The 15432-nt window shown below is 50.4% G+C and carries 16 protein-coding genes and 1 tRNA gene; 6 read left to right on the forward strand and 11 right to left on the reverse strand.

What is annotated here, in order from left to right:
- The 5 genes from B5F28_RS14920 to pcp all read left to right on the forward strand — a co-directional run.
- Positions 1 to 208: hypothetical protein (locus B5F28_RS14920; RefSeq protein WP_206423088.1), on the forward strand; the 208-nt coding region annotated here is incomplete at its 5' end.
- A gap of 177 nt (positions 209 to 385) precedes the next feature.
- Complete coding sequence (locus B5F28_RS13285; protein WP_087296339.1) at positions 386 to 1081, forward strand: DUF969 domain-containing protein; 696 nt, start codon at positions 386 to 388, stop codon at positions 1079 to 1081.
- An 18-nt stretch (positions 1082 to 1099) separates the two neighbouring features.
- Positions 1100 to 2050, forward strand: a complete 951-nt coding sequence (locus B5F28_RS13290; RefSeq protein WP_087296340.1) for a DUF979 domain-containing protein — start codon at positions 1100 to 1102, stop codon at positions 2048 to 2050.
- Positions 2051 to 2150: 100 nt separating this feature from the next.
- On the forward strand, positions 2151 to 3140 hold the full coding sequence (locus B5F28_RS13295) for an aminopeptidase (protein ID WP_087296341.1): 990 nt from the start codon (positions 2151 to 2153) through the stop codon (positions 3138 to 3140).
- A 19-nt stretch (positions 3141 to 3159) separates the two neighbouring features.
- Positions 3160 to 3804, forward strand: a complete 645-nt coding sequence (gene pcp, locus B5F28_RS13300) for a pyroglutamyl-peptidase I (protein ID WP_087296342.1) — start codon at positions 3160 to 3162, stop codon at positions 3802 to 3804.
- Positions 3805 to 3874: 70 nt separating this feature from the next.
- Here pcp and B5F28_RS13305 read toward each other — a convergent pair whose 3' ends face one another.
- From B5F28_RS13305 to B5F28_RS13315, 3 genes are all read right to left on the reverse strand, one after another.
- Positions 3875 to 5272, reverse strand: coding sequence for a DUF3329 domain-containing protein (locus tag B5F28_RS13305; RefSeq protein ID WP_087296343.1), 1398 nt, complete (start codon positions 5270 to 5272; stop codon positions 3875 to 3877).
- A 10-nt stretch (positions 5273 to 5282) separates the two neighbouring features.
- On the reverse strand, positions 5283 to 6701 hold the full coding sequence (locus B5F28_RS13310; RefSeq protein ID WP_087296344.1) for a DUF3329 domain-containing protein: 1419 nt from the start codon (positions 6699 to 6701) through the stop codon (positions 5283 to 5285).
- A 62-nt stretch (positions 6702 to 6763) separates the two neighbouring features.
- Positions 6764 to 8185 (reverse strand): TrkH family potassium uptake protein, encoded by a 1422-nt coding sequence (locus tag B5F28_RS13315; protein ID WP_247643496.1) that lies wholly within the window; start codon positions 8183 to 8185, stop codon positions 6764 to 6766.
- Positions 8186 to 8485: 300 nt separating this feature from the next.
- Between B5F28_RS13315 and B5F28_RS13320 the strand changes: the two genes are divergently transcribed.
- Positions 8486 to 8562 (forward strand) — tRNA-Arg (locus B5F28_RS13320).
- A gap of 349 nt (positions 8563 to 8911) precedes the next feature.
- Here the strand turns inward: B5F28_RS13320 and B5F28_RS13325 are convergent.
- From B5F28_RS13325 to B5F28_RS13355, 8 genes are all read right to left on the reverse strand, one after another.
- Complete coding sequence (locus B5F28_RS13325) at positions 8912 to 10309, reverse strand: tyrosine-type recombinase/integrase (RefSeq protein WP_058965471.1); 1398 nt, start codon at positions 10307 to 10309, stop codon at positions 8912 to 8914.
- A 2-nt stretch (positions 10310 to 10311) separates the two neighbouring features.
- Entirely contained in the window at positions 10312 to 10725 is a 414-nt protein-coding gene (locus B5F28_RS13330; protein ID WP_087296345.1) for a helix-turn-helix domain-containing protein, read from the reverse strand.
- Between the two features lie 104 nt (positions 10726 to 10829).
- Positions 10830 to 11057 carry a helix-turn-helix domain-containing protein gene (locus B5F28_RS13335; protein WP_058965473.1) on the reverse strand — a complete coding sequence of 76 codons (228 nt, stop codon included), beginning with the start codon at positions 11055 to 11057 and terminating at the stop codon, positions 10830 to 10832.
- Between the two features lie 590 nt (positions 11058 to 11647).
- Positions 11648 to 12079 carry a sigma-70 RNA polymerase sigma factor region 4 domain-containing protein gene (locus tag B5F28_RS13340; protein ID WP_087296346.1) on the reverse strand — a complete coding sequence of 144 codons (432 nt, stop codon included), beginning with the start codon at positions 12077 to 12079 and terminating at the stop codon, positions 11648 to 11650.
- A gap of 311 nt (positions 12080 to 12390) precedes the next feature.
- Positions 12391 to 12573 (reverse strand): hypothetical protein, encoded by a 183-nt coding sequence (locus tag B5F28_RS14565; RefSeq protein ID WP_143424752.1) that lies wholly within the window; start codon positions 12571 to 12573, stop codon positions 12391 to 12393.
- 13 nt (positions 12574 to 12586) lie between these two features.
- Positions 12587 to 13147, reverse strand: a complete 561-nt coding sequence (locus B5F28_RS13345) for an accessory gene regulator B family protein (RefSeq protein WP_087296347.1) — start codon at positions 13145 to 13147, stop codon at positions 12587 to 12589.
- Positions 13148 to 13228: 81 nt separating this feature from the next.
- A complete protein-coding gene (locus B5F28_RS13350) occupies positions 13229 to 14521 on the reverse strand; it encodes a sensor histidine kinase (RefSeq protein ID WP_087296348.1) in 1293 nt (430 codons plus the stop codon).
- Positions 14518 to 15288 carry a LytR/AlgR family response regulator transcription factor gene (locus tag B5F28_RS13355; protein WP_143424753.1) on the reverse strand — a complete coding sequence of 257 codons (771 nt, stop codon included), beginning with the start codon at positions 15286 to 15288 and terminating at the stop codon, positions 14518 to 14520. Before B5F28_RS13355 ends, B5F28_RS13350 begins: the two co-directional genes overlap by 4 nt.
- Between the last annotated feature and the right edge of the window lie 144 nt (positions 15289 to 15432).

Below are 15432 nucleotides of genomic sequence, written 5' to 3' on the forward strand. Positions count from 1 at the left end.
CTTCACAGACAACAAGCCCTCTCGGTTGCTTGAACAATTTCTTCAAAAATATTGTCTAACTTTTCGGGGTCACTTCACTGTGTGGTTTGCCGCCTGGTTTTATTTTATAAACGGATTTTCCAGCAAATTGGAAGAGATTGTGGAAGTAGACAGGAATTTGTGGAAAAGAGTTAAAATGGTTGGCTGCAGCTTGACTTTCATGGTTTAAAATGATAAAATTTTGTCGATTGAAGTCGCCGGAAACAGGCGATTTTAACAAATAGCTTTCGTGAGGATTTACCGGGTGCCTGCCTGGTCCGGCCGGGGAAAAGATGCGGCTTTGACCGGATGAGAGGCTGGCAGCCGGATAAAAATCGCAAGTGCATCAAAGGAGGAAAACAAGCAAATGGAACTTATCAAACTGATCGGCGTCGTGATCGTGATCGCGGGCTTTGCGCTGAAGCTGGATTCGATCCTGATCATCTTCCTGGCAGCGGTGTCCACCGCGCTGGTGAGCGGTCTGGGTGTGGGCGGCCTGCTGGAGCAGCTGGGCGTCAACTTCGTGGCCAACCGCTCTATGGCTATTTTCATTATGATCCTGCTCATCACCGGTGTGCTGGAGCGCAACGGTCTGCGGGAAGCGGCGGCTGACCTGATGCGGAAGGTAAAGAGTGCCACCGCAGGCAAGCTGGTCTGCGCCTACGGTGTGCTGCGCGGCTTCTTCGGTGCCTTCAACGTGGGCTTCGGCGGTGTTGCCGGCTTTGTGCGCCCTGTGCTGCTGCCCATGGCCGAGGGTGCCATCAAGAACCATGGCCACGAGCCTGACGAAAAGCACATGGAAGATGTGAAGGGCATGGCCTCCGCCATGGAGAACATTGCCTGGTTCTTCTGTCAGGTGCTGTTCGTGGGCGGCTCCGGCGGCATTCTGGTGCAAACCACCCTGCAGTCTCTGGGCTATGAGGTCGAGCTGGTGGATCTGGCTGTGACCGAACTGCCCATTGCCATCATCGCCATCGTTCTGTCGAGTGTGCTGTTTATCCTGAAGGATAAGAAGCTGGTCAAAAAGTACTACGGCGATCAGAACGGCAAGGCGAAGAAGTAAACAGGGAGGACGAGAAGCATGATTGATATGAAATTTTTGCAGGTCCCCGCAGAGTTCAACAGCGTGATGCTGAACGTGGTCTGGATCATCGTGGGCCTGATTGCATTTTACGCAGGCATTAAGAATTTGCTGGATAAGGAAAATCCCTCCCGCATCGGCACCGCCATCTTCTGGTGCTCTTTCGGTGTGGTAACCGCACTGGGCAGCTGGCTGCCCTCCAAGGTCTCCGGCGCGCTGGTCATCGTGATGTGCATGCCCGCCATCTTCAAGAAGGTGAAAGTGGGCCGGGTAAATGCCCCCACGAAGGAATACACCAAGGTTCAGTACAGCAAGATCGGCATGAAGATCTTCGTGCCCGCTCTGACCGTTGCGGTAATGTCGCTGTTCTTTGCGCTGTTCTCCAACGTGAGCTCCATGGTGGGCATCACCATCGGCGTGGCCATCTCTATGGTGCTGCTGATGGTTTACTCCAAGGACAACAAGCCCAAGGTTTTCCTGGATGACTCCGAGCGCTTTTTGTCCCTGATGGGCCCCCTGTGCATGCTGCCTCAGCTGCTGGGCTGCCTGGGCGGCGTGTTCACCGCTGCCGGCGTAGGCGATGTGGTGGCTGGTCTGGTGGGCAACGTGGTGCCCGAGGGCAACGTGAACCTGGGCATCGTGGTCTACGCCATCGGCATGATGCTGTTCACCATGATCATGGGCAATGCCTACGCGGCCATCACCGTGATGACCGTGGGTATCGGCGGTCCCTTCGTGCTGGCCTACGGCGCGAACCCGGTGGTCATTGGTATGCTGGCCCTGACCTGCGGCTTCTGCGGTACTCTGTGCACCCCCATGGCTGCTAACTTCAACATCGTTCCCGTGGCTATTCTGGATATGAAGGACCGCTGGGGCGTCATCAAGAATCAGGTGCTGGTGGCCATCATCATGATTACCATCCAGATCTGCTTCATGATCGCTTTCAAGTAATCACATAAAAACGGAAGCCTGGCGGGGAGAGCGCGGTCTTTCCCCGCCGGGCTTTACGGTTCTTTTTCACAAAACATCATCGCAAAGGAATGTTCTTATCATGCGCAAAATGGAACGGGGCGCCTCCATTATCATTCATAAGTGGGTTCGGCTCAAGCCCTGGGACCGGCTGCTCATTGTGACCAGCAAGGAATATGAGCAGGAGGCCAAGGCACTGCGCCGTCAGGCTTCCTCGGTTACCCGGTCGGTGTCGGTGCTGCTGGTGGAAAACAAGGGCATGCACGTGGGCATGTTCTTTGATGACAACGAGGAGATCTTCGACCCCTACACCACCATCATTGCCGCCACCGAGTATTCCCTGGTCACCACCAAGGCGGCCAAGCGGGCCATCCGTCGGCGCAAGAAGTTCTTGTCGCTGCCCCTTTCCACCAACGACGGCCGCTCCATGCTGCGCTATGACTTTTTGATGATGGACACCAAGAAGAGCCGCATGCTCTCTAAGGTCATCATGAAATATCTGAAAAGCTCCAGCCGAATCCGAATCACCACCCCGGCGGGTACCGACCTGACGGTGGAAAAGCGGGGCAGAGAGCCGGGCTTTTTCAACGGTGTTCTGAAGGACAGCAAGGACTATTCCTCCGCCAGCATCGAGGTGTATGTGCCCATTGAGGAGACGCGCACCAACGGCGTTATGGTGGTGGACGGTTCGCTGGGCTATATCGGCCGGGCAGAGGACCCGGTGCGGATTCAATTCGAGGCCGGGCGGATCGTGGAGATCGAGGACAACCCAACAGGAAACCGGCTCAAGGCCTACATGGACCAGTACCAGGACCCGCGCATCTATATTGCCGGCGAGCTGGGCATTGGCCTGAATTCTCTTTCCAAATGCGAGGGAAACTGTTATATTGAAGATGAATCCGCCTACGGGACCTTCCACATTGGCCTGGGGCGGAACATCGCGCTGGGCGGCATCCAGAACGCCAAGGGCCACTTTGACCTGGTGGCCCACAGCCCCAGCATCTACACCGACAACCGGCAGATCATGCAGGAAGGCAAGATCATCGTGCCGGAACCCGATTTTATCTATTGAGCAAAGGAGTGCTGTACAAATGAAAGTACTGGTAACTGGTTTCGATCCCTTCGGCGGTGAGGCCGTAAACCCCGCGTTCGAGGCCGTGAAGCTGCTGCCCGACCAGATCGCCGGGGCACAGATCATCAAGCTGGAGATCCCCACCGTGTTCACCCGGAGCGCCAAGGTGGTGGAGCAGGCCATGGAGGAGCATAAGCCCGACATCGTGATCAATGTGGGCCAGGCCGGCGGCCGGTCCTGCATGACCGTGGAGAAGGTGGCCATCAACCTGGCTGAGGCCCGCATCCCGGACAACGACGGCGAGCAGCCCTTCGACGAGCCCCTGCGGGCGGACGGCGAGACCGCTTACTTCGCCACTGTGCCGGTGAAGGCCATGGTGGAGAACATGCACAAGAACGGTGTTCCCGCTCACATCTCCTACACCGCGGGCACCTACGTGTGCAACAGCATCATGTACAATGTGCTGTATCTGGCGGCAAAGAAGTTCCCGGGCGTGCGCGCGGGCTTCATCCATGTGCCCTACGAGAACGGTCAGGTGGTGGGCAAGCCCAACGGCACCCCCTTCATGCCTCTGGATCTGATCGCCAAGGGCCTGGAATATGGCATTGAGGCGGCGGTGCAGAACACCGAGGACGCCAAGGTCACCATGGGCGAGACCCACTGATCTCAGCATGTAAAAAAATCCCCCGAAGCCATCGGCTTCGGGGGCATTTTTATGTGATGAAGCGATAGGCTCAGCTTTCCTCCGGAAGGCCGGTTTCCAGCGCGTTGTTGGTGCGGCCGGGGAAGGGATAGGTATGGGCTTCACCGGCCATCAGGCTTTCAAAGCCGTAGTAACGGGCCATGTCCGAGCAGATCCAGTCCTCCGGGGAGGTGCGCAGATCCGGCAGGCCGTAGCCCGCGCACCAGCGGGTGTAGCACTCGATGGAATAGCTCACCACCTGAGTCTGTCCCTGGTCCCGCAGGCTCACAAACTCAGCTGCCCGGGTGCGGTGCATCATCCAAAAGCTGGCGATGTCGTAGCCCACCCACACAAGCTGGAAGCAGGCCACCAGAGCAAGAGCAGCGGCAGCACCGCCCAGCACGCTGTGCAGGCGGCTGCGGTCCAGCCCGGCCAGAGCGGCGGCACAGGCCGCGGTGAGAAAAACAAATACTCCATGGGTGGAGCGCTCGTAATAAACCGGGGAAAGCACCATGGCGAAGTTCGCGCCAAGTCCTGCAGCAAACAGGGCCAGCGGCAGGAACAGTGCCTGCGGTGCGGGCTTTTGCAGCCACAGCAGCCAGAAGAGCACCGCGAAGATCACAAGAAGCGGCAGGCCGTAGTCCCACAGCATGTTCAATGCGGTGAGAAAACGGGTGGCCAGAATGGTCACCGGGCCCCGGGGATCGGGGGCGGCATCCTGCCGCTGGTAGTTGCCCGGCGCCAGAATCAGCAGGGCGAAGCCGAAAAGCCCGCCCGCCAGGCCGGTGAACATCCACAGAGGAGCTTTCTTCTCCCGGAACAGCTGCCAGCAAAGCGCCAGTACCATCAGCACCAGCAGTCCGGCACTGGTGTTCTCACTGCTCCAGCCGCCCACCAGTCCGGCCAGAAAACACACCGGAGCCAGCCAGCGGCGGGGCCGAAGCGGGCGGTGCAGCTGCAAAGCGAACGGCAAAGCCGCCGCCAGACAGAAGAAGCTGGCCCACAGGTAGTTGAAGGAGCCGCACATCCACAGATTGGTCTGGCCGAACACCGGTGAGACCATCCAGAAGCTGAGGAAGATGAACAGCAGCAGCTGGGGGTTGGCAGGGGCCCGGCGGCCCTTGGCAATCAGATAAACCACCAGCGCAAGCCCCACATAAACCAGCGTGTTGCACACGTTGAACAACAGCTTGGGCTGAATGGTGAACCACTGGTCCAGGCTCTTGATGAGGAACCGTCCGCTCCAGGTCATGTAGTGGTAGGTCTGGCTCTGCAGCACATCCCACAGACCGGTGAGCCGCTCGCCGGTGCGGTAGCTGAAGGCAAAGGTGAAGTCGTCCGCCACAAAGGGGGTGAGGCAGTTGAACAGCAGCATGACCACTGCTGCGGCAGCCGCCAGCAGCCAGAAAAGCCGACGGTTCAGCCGGGAATTGGATTCGATCGGCTTCATAGCGCCTCCTTTACTCCAGAGCATAGCTCAGCTCGGTTTCCACCGTGTTGGAAAAATCATCATAACCGGGGAAGGGGTAGTAGTGCTGCTCGGTGACCACAAGAGAATCCGCGCCAAGATGCAGCGCCATGTTCACATTCACCCAGTTGTCCTTGTCCAACCGCAGGTCCGGCTGGCCGTATGCACCGCAGAAGCGGGTGTAGGGATAGATGGCGTAGGTTTCAATGTCCCGCTCACCCTCGGCCACCTGGGTCAGGATGATCTCCTCACGCACCTGGCGCATGATGGAATAGTTCAGAATGTCGTAACCGCCCTCCACAAGATCAAAGCAGAGCAGAACGCACAGGCCTCCGGACAGCAGTCCCTGGGGCAGTTTGCCCAGAGCGGGCTGGTGCTGGGCGAGACCGGTGAGCGCGCTGCCGATGGCAATGACCCAGAAGGCAAGCACCGCATAGAAGGAGCGCACATAATACACCGGCGAAAGGATCAGGGCGTAGTTGGCGGCCAGACCCATCACGAACCAGAACGCAGGCAGCAGCACCGCCCGCAGAGAGGGACGGCACAAAAGCAGGCAGAAATAAACGGCAGCAAACAGGATGGCCAGAACCAGGCCGTACAGCCGCAGGGTGTGGGTGGCGTTCATCACACGGGTGAGCAGTACGGTGAGGAAACCGCGGGAATCCTCACCGGCCCGGTCCATTCGGACCCACTGGCCGGGAGCGCACATCAGCAGCAGAAAGCCGGCCAGGCAGCCTGCGGCGCCGGTCAGCTGCCACAGAGGTGTGCGGCCCACCAGCAGGCGGGAGAGCACACAGAGCACCAGGCAGGCCAGCAGCACCGCACCGCTGGTGTTTTCGTTGCCCCATCCGGCGGCAACGCCTGCAAAAAACATGCCCACGGCAGCGCCCTTGCCCCAGGTGAGGTCCCGGTCCAGCTGCAGCCGGTAGGGCAGAAGGAAGACCAGGCCCAGCATCAGAGGCCACAGGTAAACGCAGGCGCCGCACATCCACAGGTTGACCGCGCCGAATGCCGGGTTAAAGTGGAAAAACAGCCCCAGAACCACCAGCAGGAAGGCGGGATGAATCGCCTTTTGGCCGGCAGCCAGCTTGGCGCACAGCCAGACGGTGAAGGTGAACGCGGCGGCATTGGCCAGATTGAAGACCCATTTGCCCAGCCACAGAAAGAGCTGGTTCAGGCCGATGGCAATGGTCCGTCCGCCCCACTGCATATAGTGGTAATACTGAGAGACAACGATGTCCCAGAAGGTTTCCACCGGTTCGTGGGTGGGAAATTTCAGCAGATAGGAGTAGTCGTCGGAAATCAGGGGAGTGAGCCAGTTGAACACCAGCATCACCAGAAAAACAGCCGCAAGAATCAGTCCCACAGGATGCAGAAATGCCCGGGGAGAAAATGAATGAGTTCGACGCAAGAGATCGGTTCCTCCTTATTCAATGGTAGGCAGCGGACAGATGAAGTATATCCGGAGCACAATCAGCCCACGCTGATCTTGCCCTCGGGCAGAATGTCGAACTTGCCCTGCTCCCGGCGCTGGCTGGCCAGACTGATCGCCAGAGAAACCGGGCCCACACGGCCGATGAACATGGTGACCATGGTGATGATCAGAGCAGGTGCGTGCATCTCGCCAGTCACGCCCACCGAGCAGCCCACCGTGCCGAATGCACTGACCACCTCATACAGGCAGTCCAGCGGGCTGATGAGCTCGCCGCAGTTGAAGAAGACGATCAGGGTGACCAGGATCACCACGCCCAGGCTCAGCATGGAGATGCTCAGCGCCTGGTAGACGGTTTTCTTGTCGATGCGGCGGCGGAAAATCTGGGCGTCTTCCCGGCCGGTGACCACGCTGGCCACAGTGACCAGAATGACGCTGAAGGTGGTTACCTTGATACCACCGCCGGTACCGCCGGGCGCGGCACCGATGAACATGAGCACACAGAGCATGCACTTGGTGATGGAGCTCATGGAAGCAAGGTCAATGGTGTTGAAGCCCGCGGTTCGTGCACTGATGGACTGGAACAGGCTGTTTACCACCTTGTCCCCGGCGGACATGCCGCCTAAAGTGGCGGGATTGTTCCATTCCAGGAAGGCAAAGCCCACGGTGCCGCCCACGATCAGCAGGATGGTGCAGAACAGCACCACTTTGGTGTGAATGGAGATGTGGTGCGTTTTGCGCCATTGGCCCAGGTCGTGCCAGACCAGAAAGCCCAGACCGCCCGCCACGATCAGGAACATGATGATGCCCTGCACATACCAGTTGGAGGCGTAGCCCATCAGGCTCACATAGCTCTGAGTGCGGCCCAGAACATCAAATCCTGCATTGCAGAAAGCAGAGATGGACAAAAAAATCGAGATGAAAATGCCCTCAGCACCGTATTCCGGAACAAAGACCGGCAGCAGCAGCACAAAGCCCAGACCCTCGAAGAAGGCGGCAAGCTTCATGACCACCAAAAGCAGGCCGCGGGCCTCCGCCACATTGGAGGTGCCGATGGATTCGCTGGCCAGTTTCATGGAGCGGAAGCCGACCCGGCGGCGGAGCGCCAGCGTGAAGAAGCTGGCCAGTGTGACAAGGCTCAGGCCGCCGATCTGGATCAGGCAGATCACGACTGTCTGGCCGAACAGGGTGAAGCCCTGGTAGGTGTCCAGCACCACCAGACCGGTCACACAGGTGGCGCTTGTGGCCGTGAAAAAGGCCTGCACCGGAGTGATGCCGTTGCGGGTGGCAAAGGGCAGCATGAGCAGCAGTGCGCCGGTCACGATCACCACAAGAAAGCTGGAAACGATCAGCCGTGTAGGGGAGAGACTCTCCAGTCGGCGGCGTTTTTTCGGGGGCGGAGCGGTCCGGCTGATCAACCGGCCCAGCTGCGATGTCTGAAAGGAACTGTAATCCTGTTCCACGGTCGTTTTCCTCCTTGCATACACCCGGCACCGCTGTCAAGGCGCACGAATGCAATTCTACTATATTCTTATAATATACACGTTTGTAAAAGGTATTTCAACTTGATTTTGCATGCTCTGACTGATATAATATTACAGTATGTACTGAGTGGGCCGAATACAAGTCACCGACTGATTCGGAATGCCGCGCAAAATTCTATGCCTCCGTAGTTAAATGGATATAACAAACCCCTCCTAAGGTTGTGCTCAACCAATCAACTCAGCGCCAAAAGTGATTGTTCCAAGTTCAATTTCATATAAGTCTTTGTAGCTCAGCAGGATAGAGCATTCGCCTCCTAAGCGAAAGGCCGTGGGTTCGAATCCCGCCAAGGACACCAGGTTCAATGCCGAAAACCCCTGATAAATCAAGGGTTTTCGGCATTTTCCTTTTTTCGCTATTTTGAAAAAATGGAAGAAAAATCCAGCTTGCTAACGGCGTGAAGGTGGCTTGCTAACGGAATTTTTGAATTTGCAAAGAAAGTTGACCGTTCCTTGTTTGAATTTTCTTCAGACGGGTCTGCTAACACAATTAGCAGGAAAGAGCAAAATTTGCTAACGAAATCAGGTATCTTGCTAACACGGCCTAAAACCCTTGCAAAAAGTCTGCTAACAGAAAAGGTGATTGGTCAATGTATCATGTGGTGAAAAATAAGAAAACCCCTCATAAATATGAGAGGTTTTCGCAGCTCATAATGCGCTGACCAGTTGCTTTAAGAGTGCGGCGGTTTCTGGGTTTTTCAGCAGTTCTAGAATTTTGGCTGTGTCGCTCATGGAATCTTCCTCTTTTTGTTTGATGGCTGGTTGCTCCGGCGTAACGGAAGCAGCAGCGGGAGAAGATTGCTTAGGAGCATAAAAGGCAGCTTCGAATCGTTGGGCGTTCAGGCAGCGATCTTCGTCAATAATGTGGGAATACACATCCGCGACCATCTTCATTTGTGCGTGGCCTGAGTCACCCTGTACAGACTTCATATCACCGCCGTTCAATTTCAGTTTGTAGGTGATACTGGAATGACGAAGGGAATGAAAGACTACATGAGGAAGACCATGATCTTCAATCAACTTACTGAATGCCCGGTTGATGATCTGACTTTCCATGGGGCGTCCGTTGCTGGAGCAAAAGACTAAATCATTATCGATGTACTCGTCGCCGAACAGATCCATCAGTTCGGCGATTTCTTCTTTACGCTTCACAAGCATCTGGGCAACTGTCTGGGGAAGATAGACGCGCCGGATACTTGTTTTGGTTTTCGGCTCTTTCAGAACCAGAGCGGTATGGGTACTGGCAATACAGGGAGGAAACTTTCGTACTACGCCTTTGTCACTTAAATCGTCCAGAGCGCCACGGGTGACACGCTGAAGTTCTTTATTAATGAAGATACTGGCGTTTCCAGCCTCAATGCTTTGCGGAGAGATGTCCACACAGTCCCAAGTCAGCCCAAGCAATTCGCCCATCCGCAGAGAACAGGAGAACGCCAGATTGATGGCCAATGAAAGAATGGGGTCATCACATACCTCGAGAGCTTTTGCAAGCATATCCGGACTCCAAATCTCTCGTTTTTTATACTCTGCTTTTGGAAGAGTTGCATTCAGAACCGGATTGCGTGGGATCATTTCCCAACGCACCGCCTGATTGAATGCGTTACGCAGCAGCTTGTGAATCTCACGAACAGTGTGTGCAGAAAGATATTCACTTGTGGGCTTTCTGTTGTTGATAGAAACGGATTTCACATTCAGCAGGTCACGGTAGTATTTGTCCATCATTCGTGGGGTGATGTCTGCCAAACAAAGATCACCGATGATTGGAATGATGTAATTTCGCATCAGACCTTTCCGGCTTTCGTATGTAGACATAGCCCAGGTGTTTACTCCATAAATGGACATATACTCGTTGAGAAGATCTGCCAGAGTTTTTGCGGTGGGAACGATAAAGTTTCCGGTTTCCTGCTCATATTCGATTTGAGTTTTCCTCTTTTTAGCCTCTGCGCTGGTGTCAAAGGTTTCCCAGCGCTGCCGTCGCTTGCCATGTTCGTCAATGTAGGCGTACACCACTGAATACTTGCTTTTACGTTTTACAATGGATGCCATGATTACTCCCTCCGTTCAGAACATTTCTTATAGCGGTCCTGACTGTCGTACCAGCATTCAAAACTGTCTCGCATTACACGGATACGACGATCAATAATCGTGGTTTCCAGATGTACCCGTTTGACCAGTTCGTAAGCCGTTGCAGAATGAATACCTAGCAGCTCAGCAAGCTCCGGGACAGAAAGGGTGGTGTCTCTCCATTTGGTACCAGGTGGAGTTCCGTCTACCTTTTTATAATGGAACTGTCCAGAGTACCAATCTTCGAAACTGTCCAGCATGACACGCATTCGACCGGCAACCTGTATGGTAGTGAAATAGTTTTTCTTGACCAGCCAGTAGGATTCTACCTTTTTCAGACCAAGCATTTTGCCCATTTCACGGACCGAAACACTTTTCTTTGTTTTAGTGGTTTGCATTTTGTTCCTCCTCTTACGTTTGATGGGTGTTTTGCGTGATCCAATTGTAAGAGAAGTGTAGAGAAGAAGTAAGGGTGCCGATAACCGAATCGACACCCTTGACATTATACGGCATTTTGATCCAGCCATTCATCAAAGCTCTTTTTGGAAATACGGATGTGACCGCCGACTCGCACACTGCGGAAAAGCTCCTGCTTTACCAAATTGTATGCAGTGGGGCGACTCACACCCAGAATATCCTGAATTTCATCAACGGTGTAGGTTCGCTTTTCAAAGCAGACGGGATTTTGCTCGTTGATACGGTTCAATTCCGCAATTCGTTCTTGAAACATGAAACAGACTCCTTGTTAGTTTATGGGGCTGATAATGAAGGTAATCGATCAGCTCAAACAGGGAAATCGTGCGATATGATTTGCAGATAATAATGTTATTGGTAGTTTGAATGCAACTATCAATGCGCTTGATTCCACATAGGCGGCGACCACCGCAAACTGGTGATCGCCTGATATCTGGAATCAAGAGTCCAGATAAATGTTCATTGAAAAATGAACTCATTGACCGGGCCGTTGGCTGGCCCCTCTTCCTGCCCAGCCGGGGGCAGTCCCGCCACATTCTTGCGATAGTGCTGCGGGGAGTATCATAATACGCTGCCCTTTCTTTGCATCAGGTGGGGTGCCATGCCACCCTGACAGCCACTGGGGATCGCTCACCAAAAATGGGTTATGGCGTCAGTGCTGCCCGTGCTTGCCGTCGCTCCGTGGGTTGCGGCAAGGCAGGTTCTATGTCAGTCAATGAAGAAAAATATTCAGTTTTCAAGGTTCTCGGAGAGGGGGTAAAAAAGTCCTCTCATAATATAAGGACATTTTTTGGCCATTCGTAGGGTAAAAAATAGAAAATATTTGAAATTTGACGCAAAACAGTATCAGATATACGAGTTGGCCATAAGAATTTTAGAGATTGTTCTTAAAGCCTGTTCGATGCTGTCTTGTATAGATGCTTTTGAAATGCCCTCCGCATGGGCGATTTCAGAAATACTCATACGCTGGAACAGGTGTGCGGATAGCCTTCGATATTGCTTTTCAGACAAGTGTTCCATTGCCTGATAAAGTGCCATTCGAAGGTGCTTTTGTTCGTAAAGCACCATAGGAGAGGGCTCCGATCCAAGAATGTGGGACTCCAAACTGGGATCTGCATCCAACGAATAATATGCTTTGTTTCGCTTCTTCTTTTTATAATATGCTTTTTCTGTGTTTTCTGATTTGCGAAAGACCTCTGCAATATCATCAGAAACAGTGATGTAGAAATCATTGGGATAGATAGAAGGATAATATTCGCGAAGATTAATGTTTTTCATAAAAAGACCTCCAGAGTCAAAAATTCGTTCAAACTTGGCGTAATATTTGATTCTGGAGGCCCACGAGGAAATAAAAAAAGGCGGAATAGCCTGAACCAGTTGAACGGTTCAATGACTATTCCGCCACCAGGAAATGAAAAAGAAAGTTGTTCACTATGTAGGAAAAAATGCAAATTCTACAGATTTATTTGAAAATTGATATAAATAAAAAGCCCACTATTGTAGAAAACTTAATTTCAACAATAGTGGGCTTTTAAAGTGGAAAAATCGCTAATTTTCAAAAAATGAATATCAGGATGATGAATGTATACTCAGCTGTTTTTAGGATCGATTTTATCGATAGGGAGGGTCTTTAAAAGCGGTGCGTCGGGACGATGGGGCTGATAAGACCAGATGTGGGGGCAGGAAGCGACTTTGCTGGATTCATGTTCAATAGATTTTTGAATCAATGCCTTCAAAAGAGAGTGTGCAGGATTATGCGTATTGTTTTTCATATTAAATTCCTCCTCATTGAACTCCAAAACCAAGGTTTGCGATAACTAAAAGAAAAGCAACTACATTGAGAGACATAACAAGACATCTTCCCAAAAGCGGTAAAGTAAATAATAAAATAATAGCTATTAAACAGTATATAATTAGTGAAACATACATCCTGTTACGAGCTATTATCATTTCTTCTTCAGTAAAATGAATTTGATTGTTATTGAATGGACCCAAAATAGAAATAATAAAAATAGAACATACAAACGTAAGCCATGTAATGATATTGGTGAAACAATCAATCAAAACCAGGGAGGAAAGTTCCAAAATGATAGATATTATAAAGCACCCGAGAAAAGTTTTGGAATGAAATCCATTTATTCGAGGGCGAAGATAAAGCATACCTATATTAAGAGTGACAACCACCTTAAATGGAGCAATAAAGCATCCCAACAGAATTAAAATGGGCAAGGAAAAGAGAGTTATCAAACGGCTTTCTAGAATATAGCTGAACCATTCGCTTTGATAGGGCTCGATCAATCCAATCTGGAGAAAGTAGTTTGTGATCTTTTTTGCGGCAGTTTGCATTCCATAATCACACCCTTTTTTTAATCATATAGGAAAATGAGCGGGAAATACTCATTTTTGTTTTAAAAAACGAGTATAATGTTATGAAAGAGGGGTATTTTGAATCTCGGCATAGGCTAAGAACCATCCGTTTTGATAATCTATGCCAAAGTATGAATCGTATTTGTTAAGAGTGGACCGTACATTTTGTAAACCATAACCGTGCAAAAGAGTATTTGGTTTTGTGGTAATAACCATATTATCGCAGACCTGTACAGGTTCAGAACGATTACGAATTGAAAAGAAAAATGCGTCTTCTAGAAGAGCTTTCACGTGAATTTGTCGCTCATGGATAGGGAGTTTCTCACAGGCCTCGATGGCATTATCCATTAAATTACTAATAATCACAGTAAGGTCTACCGCATCGATTAGAAGAGGAGAAAGATCATTTACAGCAAATTGAACATCAATATCGTGCTTTTTGGCAATCAACGCTTTTTGGTTCAAAATTGCATCCATTGCGGAATTGTGAGTATTTACGAGAAGAATACGTTCTGTTTGTTCTGCACGTAGTCGAGTGATATAGTCAGCTGCTTCCTGAAAAGACTGGTTTTCAAGTAAGGAATCCAATGTTTCCAGATGAGCACGAAAGTCATGTGTTAGTTTACGTTGTGCGGAATTTGATAGGCTGAGTGCTTCAATACCTTCAGATTGCGCTTTGATTTGTGCATGAAGAAGCAATGTTTCTTCTCGATAATGAGAGGTTTGTTCAATCCAACTAACCAGTAATAGCGAAGCAATGTTAAATACAGCGATAAATGTGGCACAAACCGAAAGGGGAAATGGATCTATCTGCGAATGTTGAAAGCTGTTGTTCAAATAAAGCTCCATAAGAATGCACATAAAAGAAAGAACAGCAGGGATAAAGTACCAATTCCAGTTGGAAGTTTCAAAATTCTTTCTTTTTCTTAATCGATTTAATATGAAACAAAAAAGAAGTGGCAACCCGTGAGAAAATATGCTTAAGAAAATATAAGCTGGGAAGCTGGACTGCAAAGTTGTATAGTGCCAACCACTAAACGCTAAAAAACTGGTGAAAACGAGATTGTCGATAGTACATCCAATCGAGTAAACAATTATGGAGAAAAATATCAGGTGGACTTTGGATGTTGTATGTAGAAACCAGTTTGCAAGTGAAAATAAGAGAATAGTTACGACAGGAGTAATTGTAGATGGAGAAAATATTAGCAGAATAGTGCCTGCAATTACAAATAAAGGAAATAATAAAAATCGTTGGAAACTATGGCTTCGCTTTGGGAAAAAAGAGTCAAAGAATAAATGTGAATAGATCAGATCGATTGATAACCATAGTGAAGTAAAAAGAAATGTGTTCATTGCTGAGCCTTCCAATTCATGTATCGAAGTTTAATTTCAGAAAACTTTTTTTGGCTTACTGGTAAAATTGTTCCGTCTGAAAGCTGGGCTTTATCATAGTTAAGTTTTTTGATATGTTGCATATTGACAAGATAACTTTTGTGGATTCGAATAAACCCAGAGGGAGATAATTCTTTTTCCATTTCTTCCATGGTTGCATAGAAATATTCGTTAATCCGTTCAGGATGTTGTGTGTGAAGATGAATAATACGCAGGTGACTCTCAAGATAGACGATATTTTCGTATTGTACAACGTACTCTTCACCGTTAGCCGTGAATTTGAGAGCGTCCCTTTTTTGAGCAAATTGCATCATTGCTTCTTTAAAGTAAATGGGAAGTTTCTCTGAAAGTTTTTCTTTTAAAAGATAACGAAAGGCGTTTACCTCATAACCTTCGAGGCTGAACTCTACATAGTGTGTTACAAAAATCAACAAGGAGTTCAATTGCAAATCACGTACGCGGCGCGCAATTGAAAGCCCACTATATTGCCCCATATCAATATCCAGAAACATAATGTTGAACCCAGAGAGGAGCTTATCGTTCAATTGCGCAGGGTCAGAGCACGCGGTGATGGAAATGTTAGTACTTCCATATTTTGGCTGTCGATCAATCAATTCGACCATTTTTTTCACAAAGGTTGGATCATCATCACAAACTAATATTTTTACAGTCATAGTGCATTCTCCTACTGCTTTTAAGGTCAGGCGAGTTTTGGCATCTGTGTTCAAAATAGGTCTTCCTTTCAAAATTGTCAATAAATGTGACTAGAATAACACTCTAGGTGTTATTTGACTATAATACTTCACTTAAAGTGGATAATCAACAATTATTATGAAAGAAATCGAAAATTTGAGATATGGGGTAAAGGCTTA

It is taken from the genome of Gemmiger sp. An194 (assembly GCF_002160145.1).
In the GTDB taxonomy this organism is placed as follows: Bacteria; Bacillota; Clostridia; order Oscillospirales; family Ruminococcaceae; genus Allofournierella.

Excerpts from the sequence above, each read along its gene's own strand:
- pcp (WP_087296342.1), top strand. The coding sequence starts at position 3,160 with ATGAAAGTACTGGTAACTGGTTTCGATCCCTTCGGCGGTGAGGCCGTA.
- B5F28_RS13305 (WP_087296343.1), bottom strand. The coding sequence starts at position 5,272 with ATGAAGCCGATCGAATCCAATTCCCGGCTGAACCGTCGGCTTTTCTGG.
- B5F28_RS13295 (WP_087296341.1), top strand. The coding sequence starts at position 2,151 with ATGCGCAAAATGGAACGGGGCGCCTCCATTATCATTCATAAGTGGGTT.
- B5F28_RS13335 (WP_058965473.1), bottom strand. The coding sequence starts at position 11,057 with ATGTTTCAAGAACGAATTGCGGAATTGAACCGTATCAACGAGCAAAAT.
- B5F28_RS13290 (WP_087296340.1), top strand. The coding sequence starts at position 1,100 with ATGATTGATATGAAATTTTTGCAGGTCCCCGCAGAGTTCAACAGCGTG.
- B5F28_RS13330 (WP_087296345.1), bottom strand. The coding sequence starts at position 10,725 with ATGCAAACCACTAAAACAAAGAAAAGTGTTTCGGTCCGTGAAATGGGC.
- B5F28_RS13345 (WP_087296347.1), bottom strand. The coding sequence starts at position 13,147 with ATGCAAACTGCCGCAAAAAAGATCACAAACTACTTTCTCCAGATTGGA.
- B5F28_RS14565 (WP_143424752.1), bottom strand. The coding sequence starts at position 12,573 with ATGAAAAACAATACGCATAATCCTGCACACTCTCTTTTGAAGGCATTG.
- B5F28_RS13350 (WP_087296348.1), bottom strand. The coding sequence starts at position 14,521 with ATGAACACATTTCTTTTTACTTCACTATGGTTATCAATCGATCTGATC.
- B5F28_RS13285 (WP_087296339.1), top strand. The coding sequence starts at position 386 with ATGGAACTTATCAAACTGATCGGCGTCGTGATCGTGATCGCGGGCTTT.
- B5F28_RS13325 (WP_058965471.1), bottom strand. The coding sequence starts at position 10,309 with ATGGCATCCATTGTAAAACGTAAAAGCAAGTATTCAGTGGTGTACGCC.
- B5F28_RS13340 (WP_087296346.1), bottom strand. The coding sequence starts at position 12,079 with ATGAAAAACATTAATCTTCGCGAATATTATCCTTCTATCTATCCCAAT.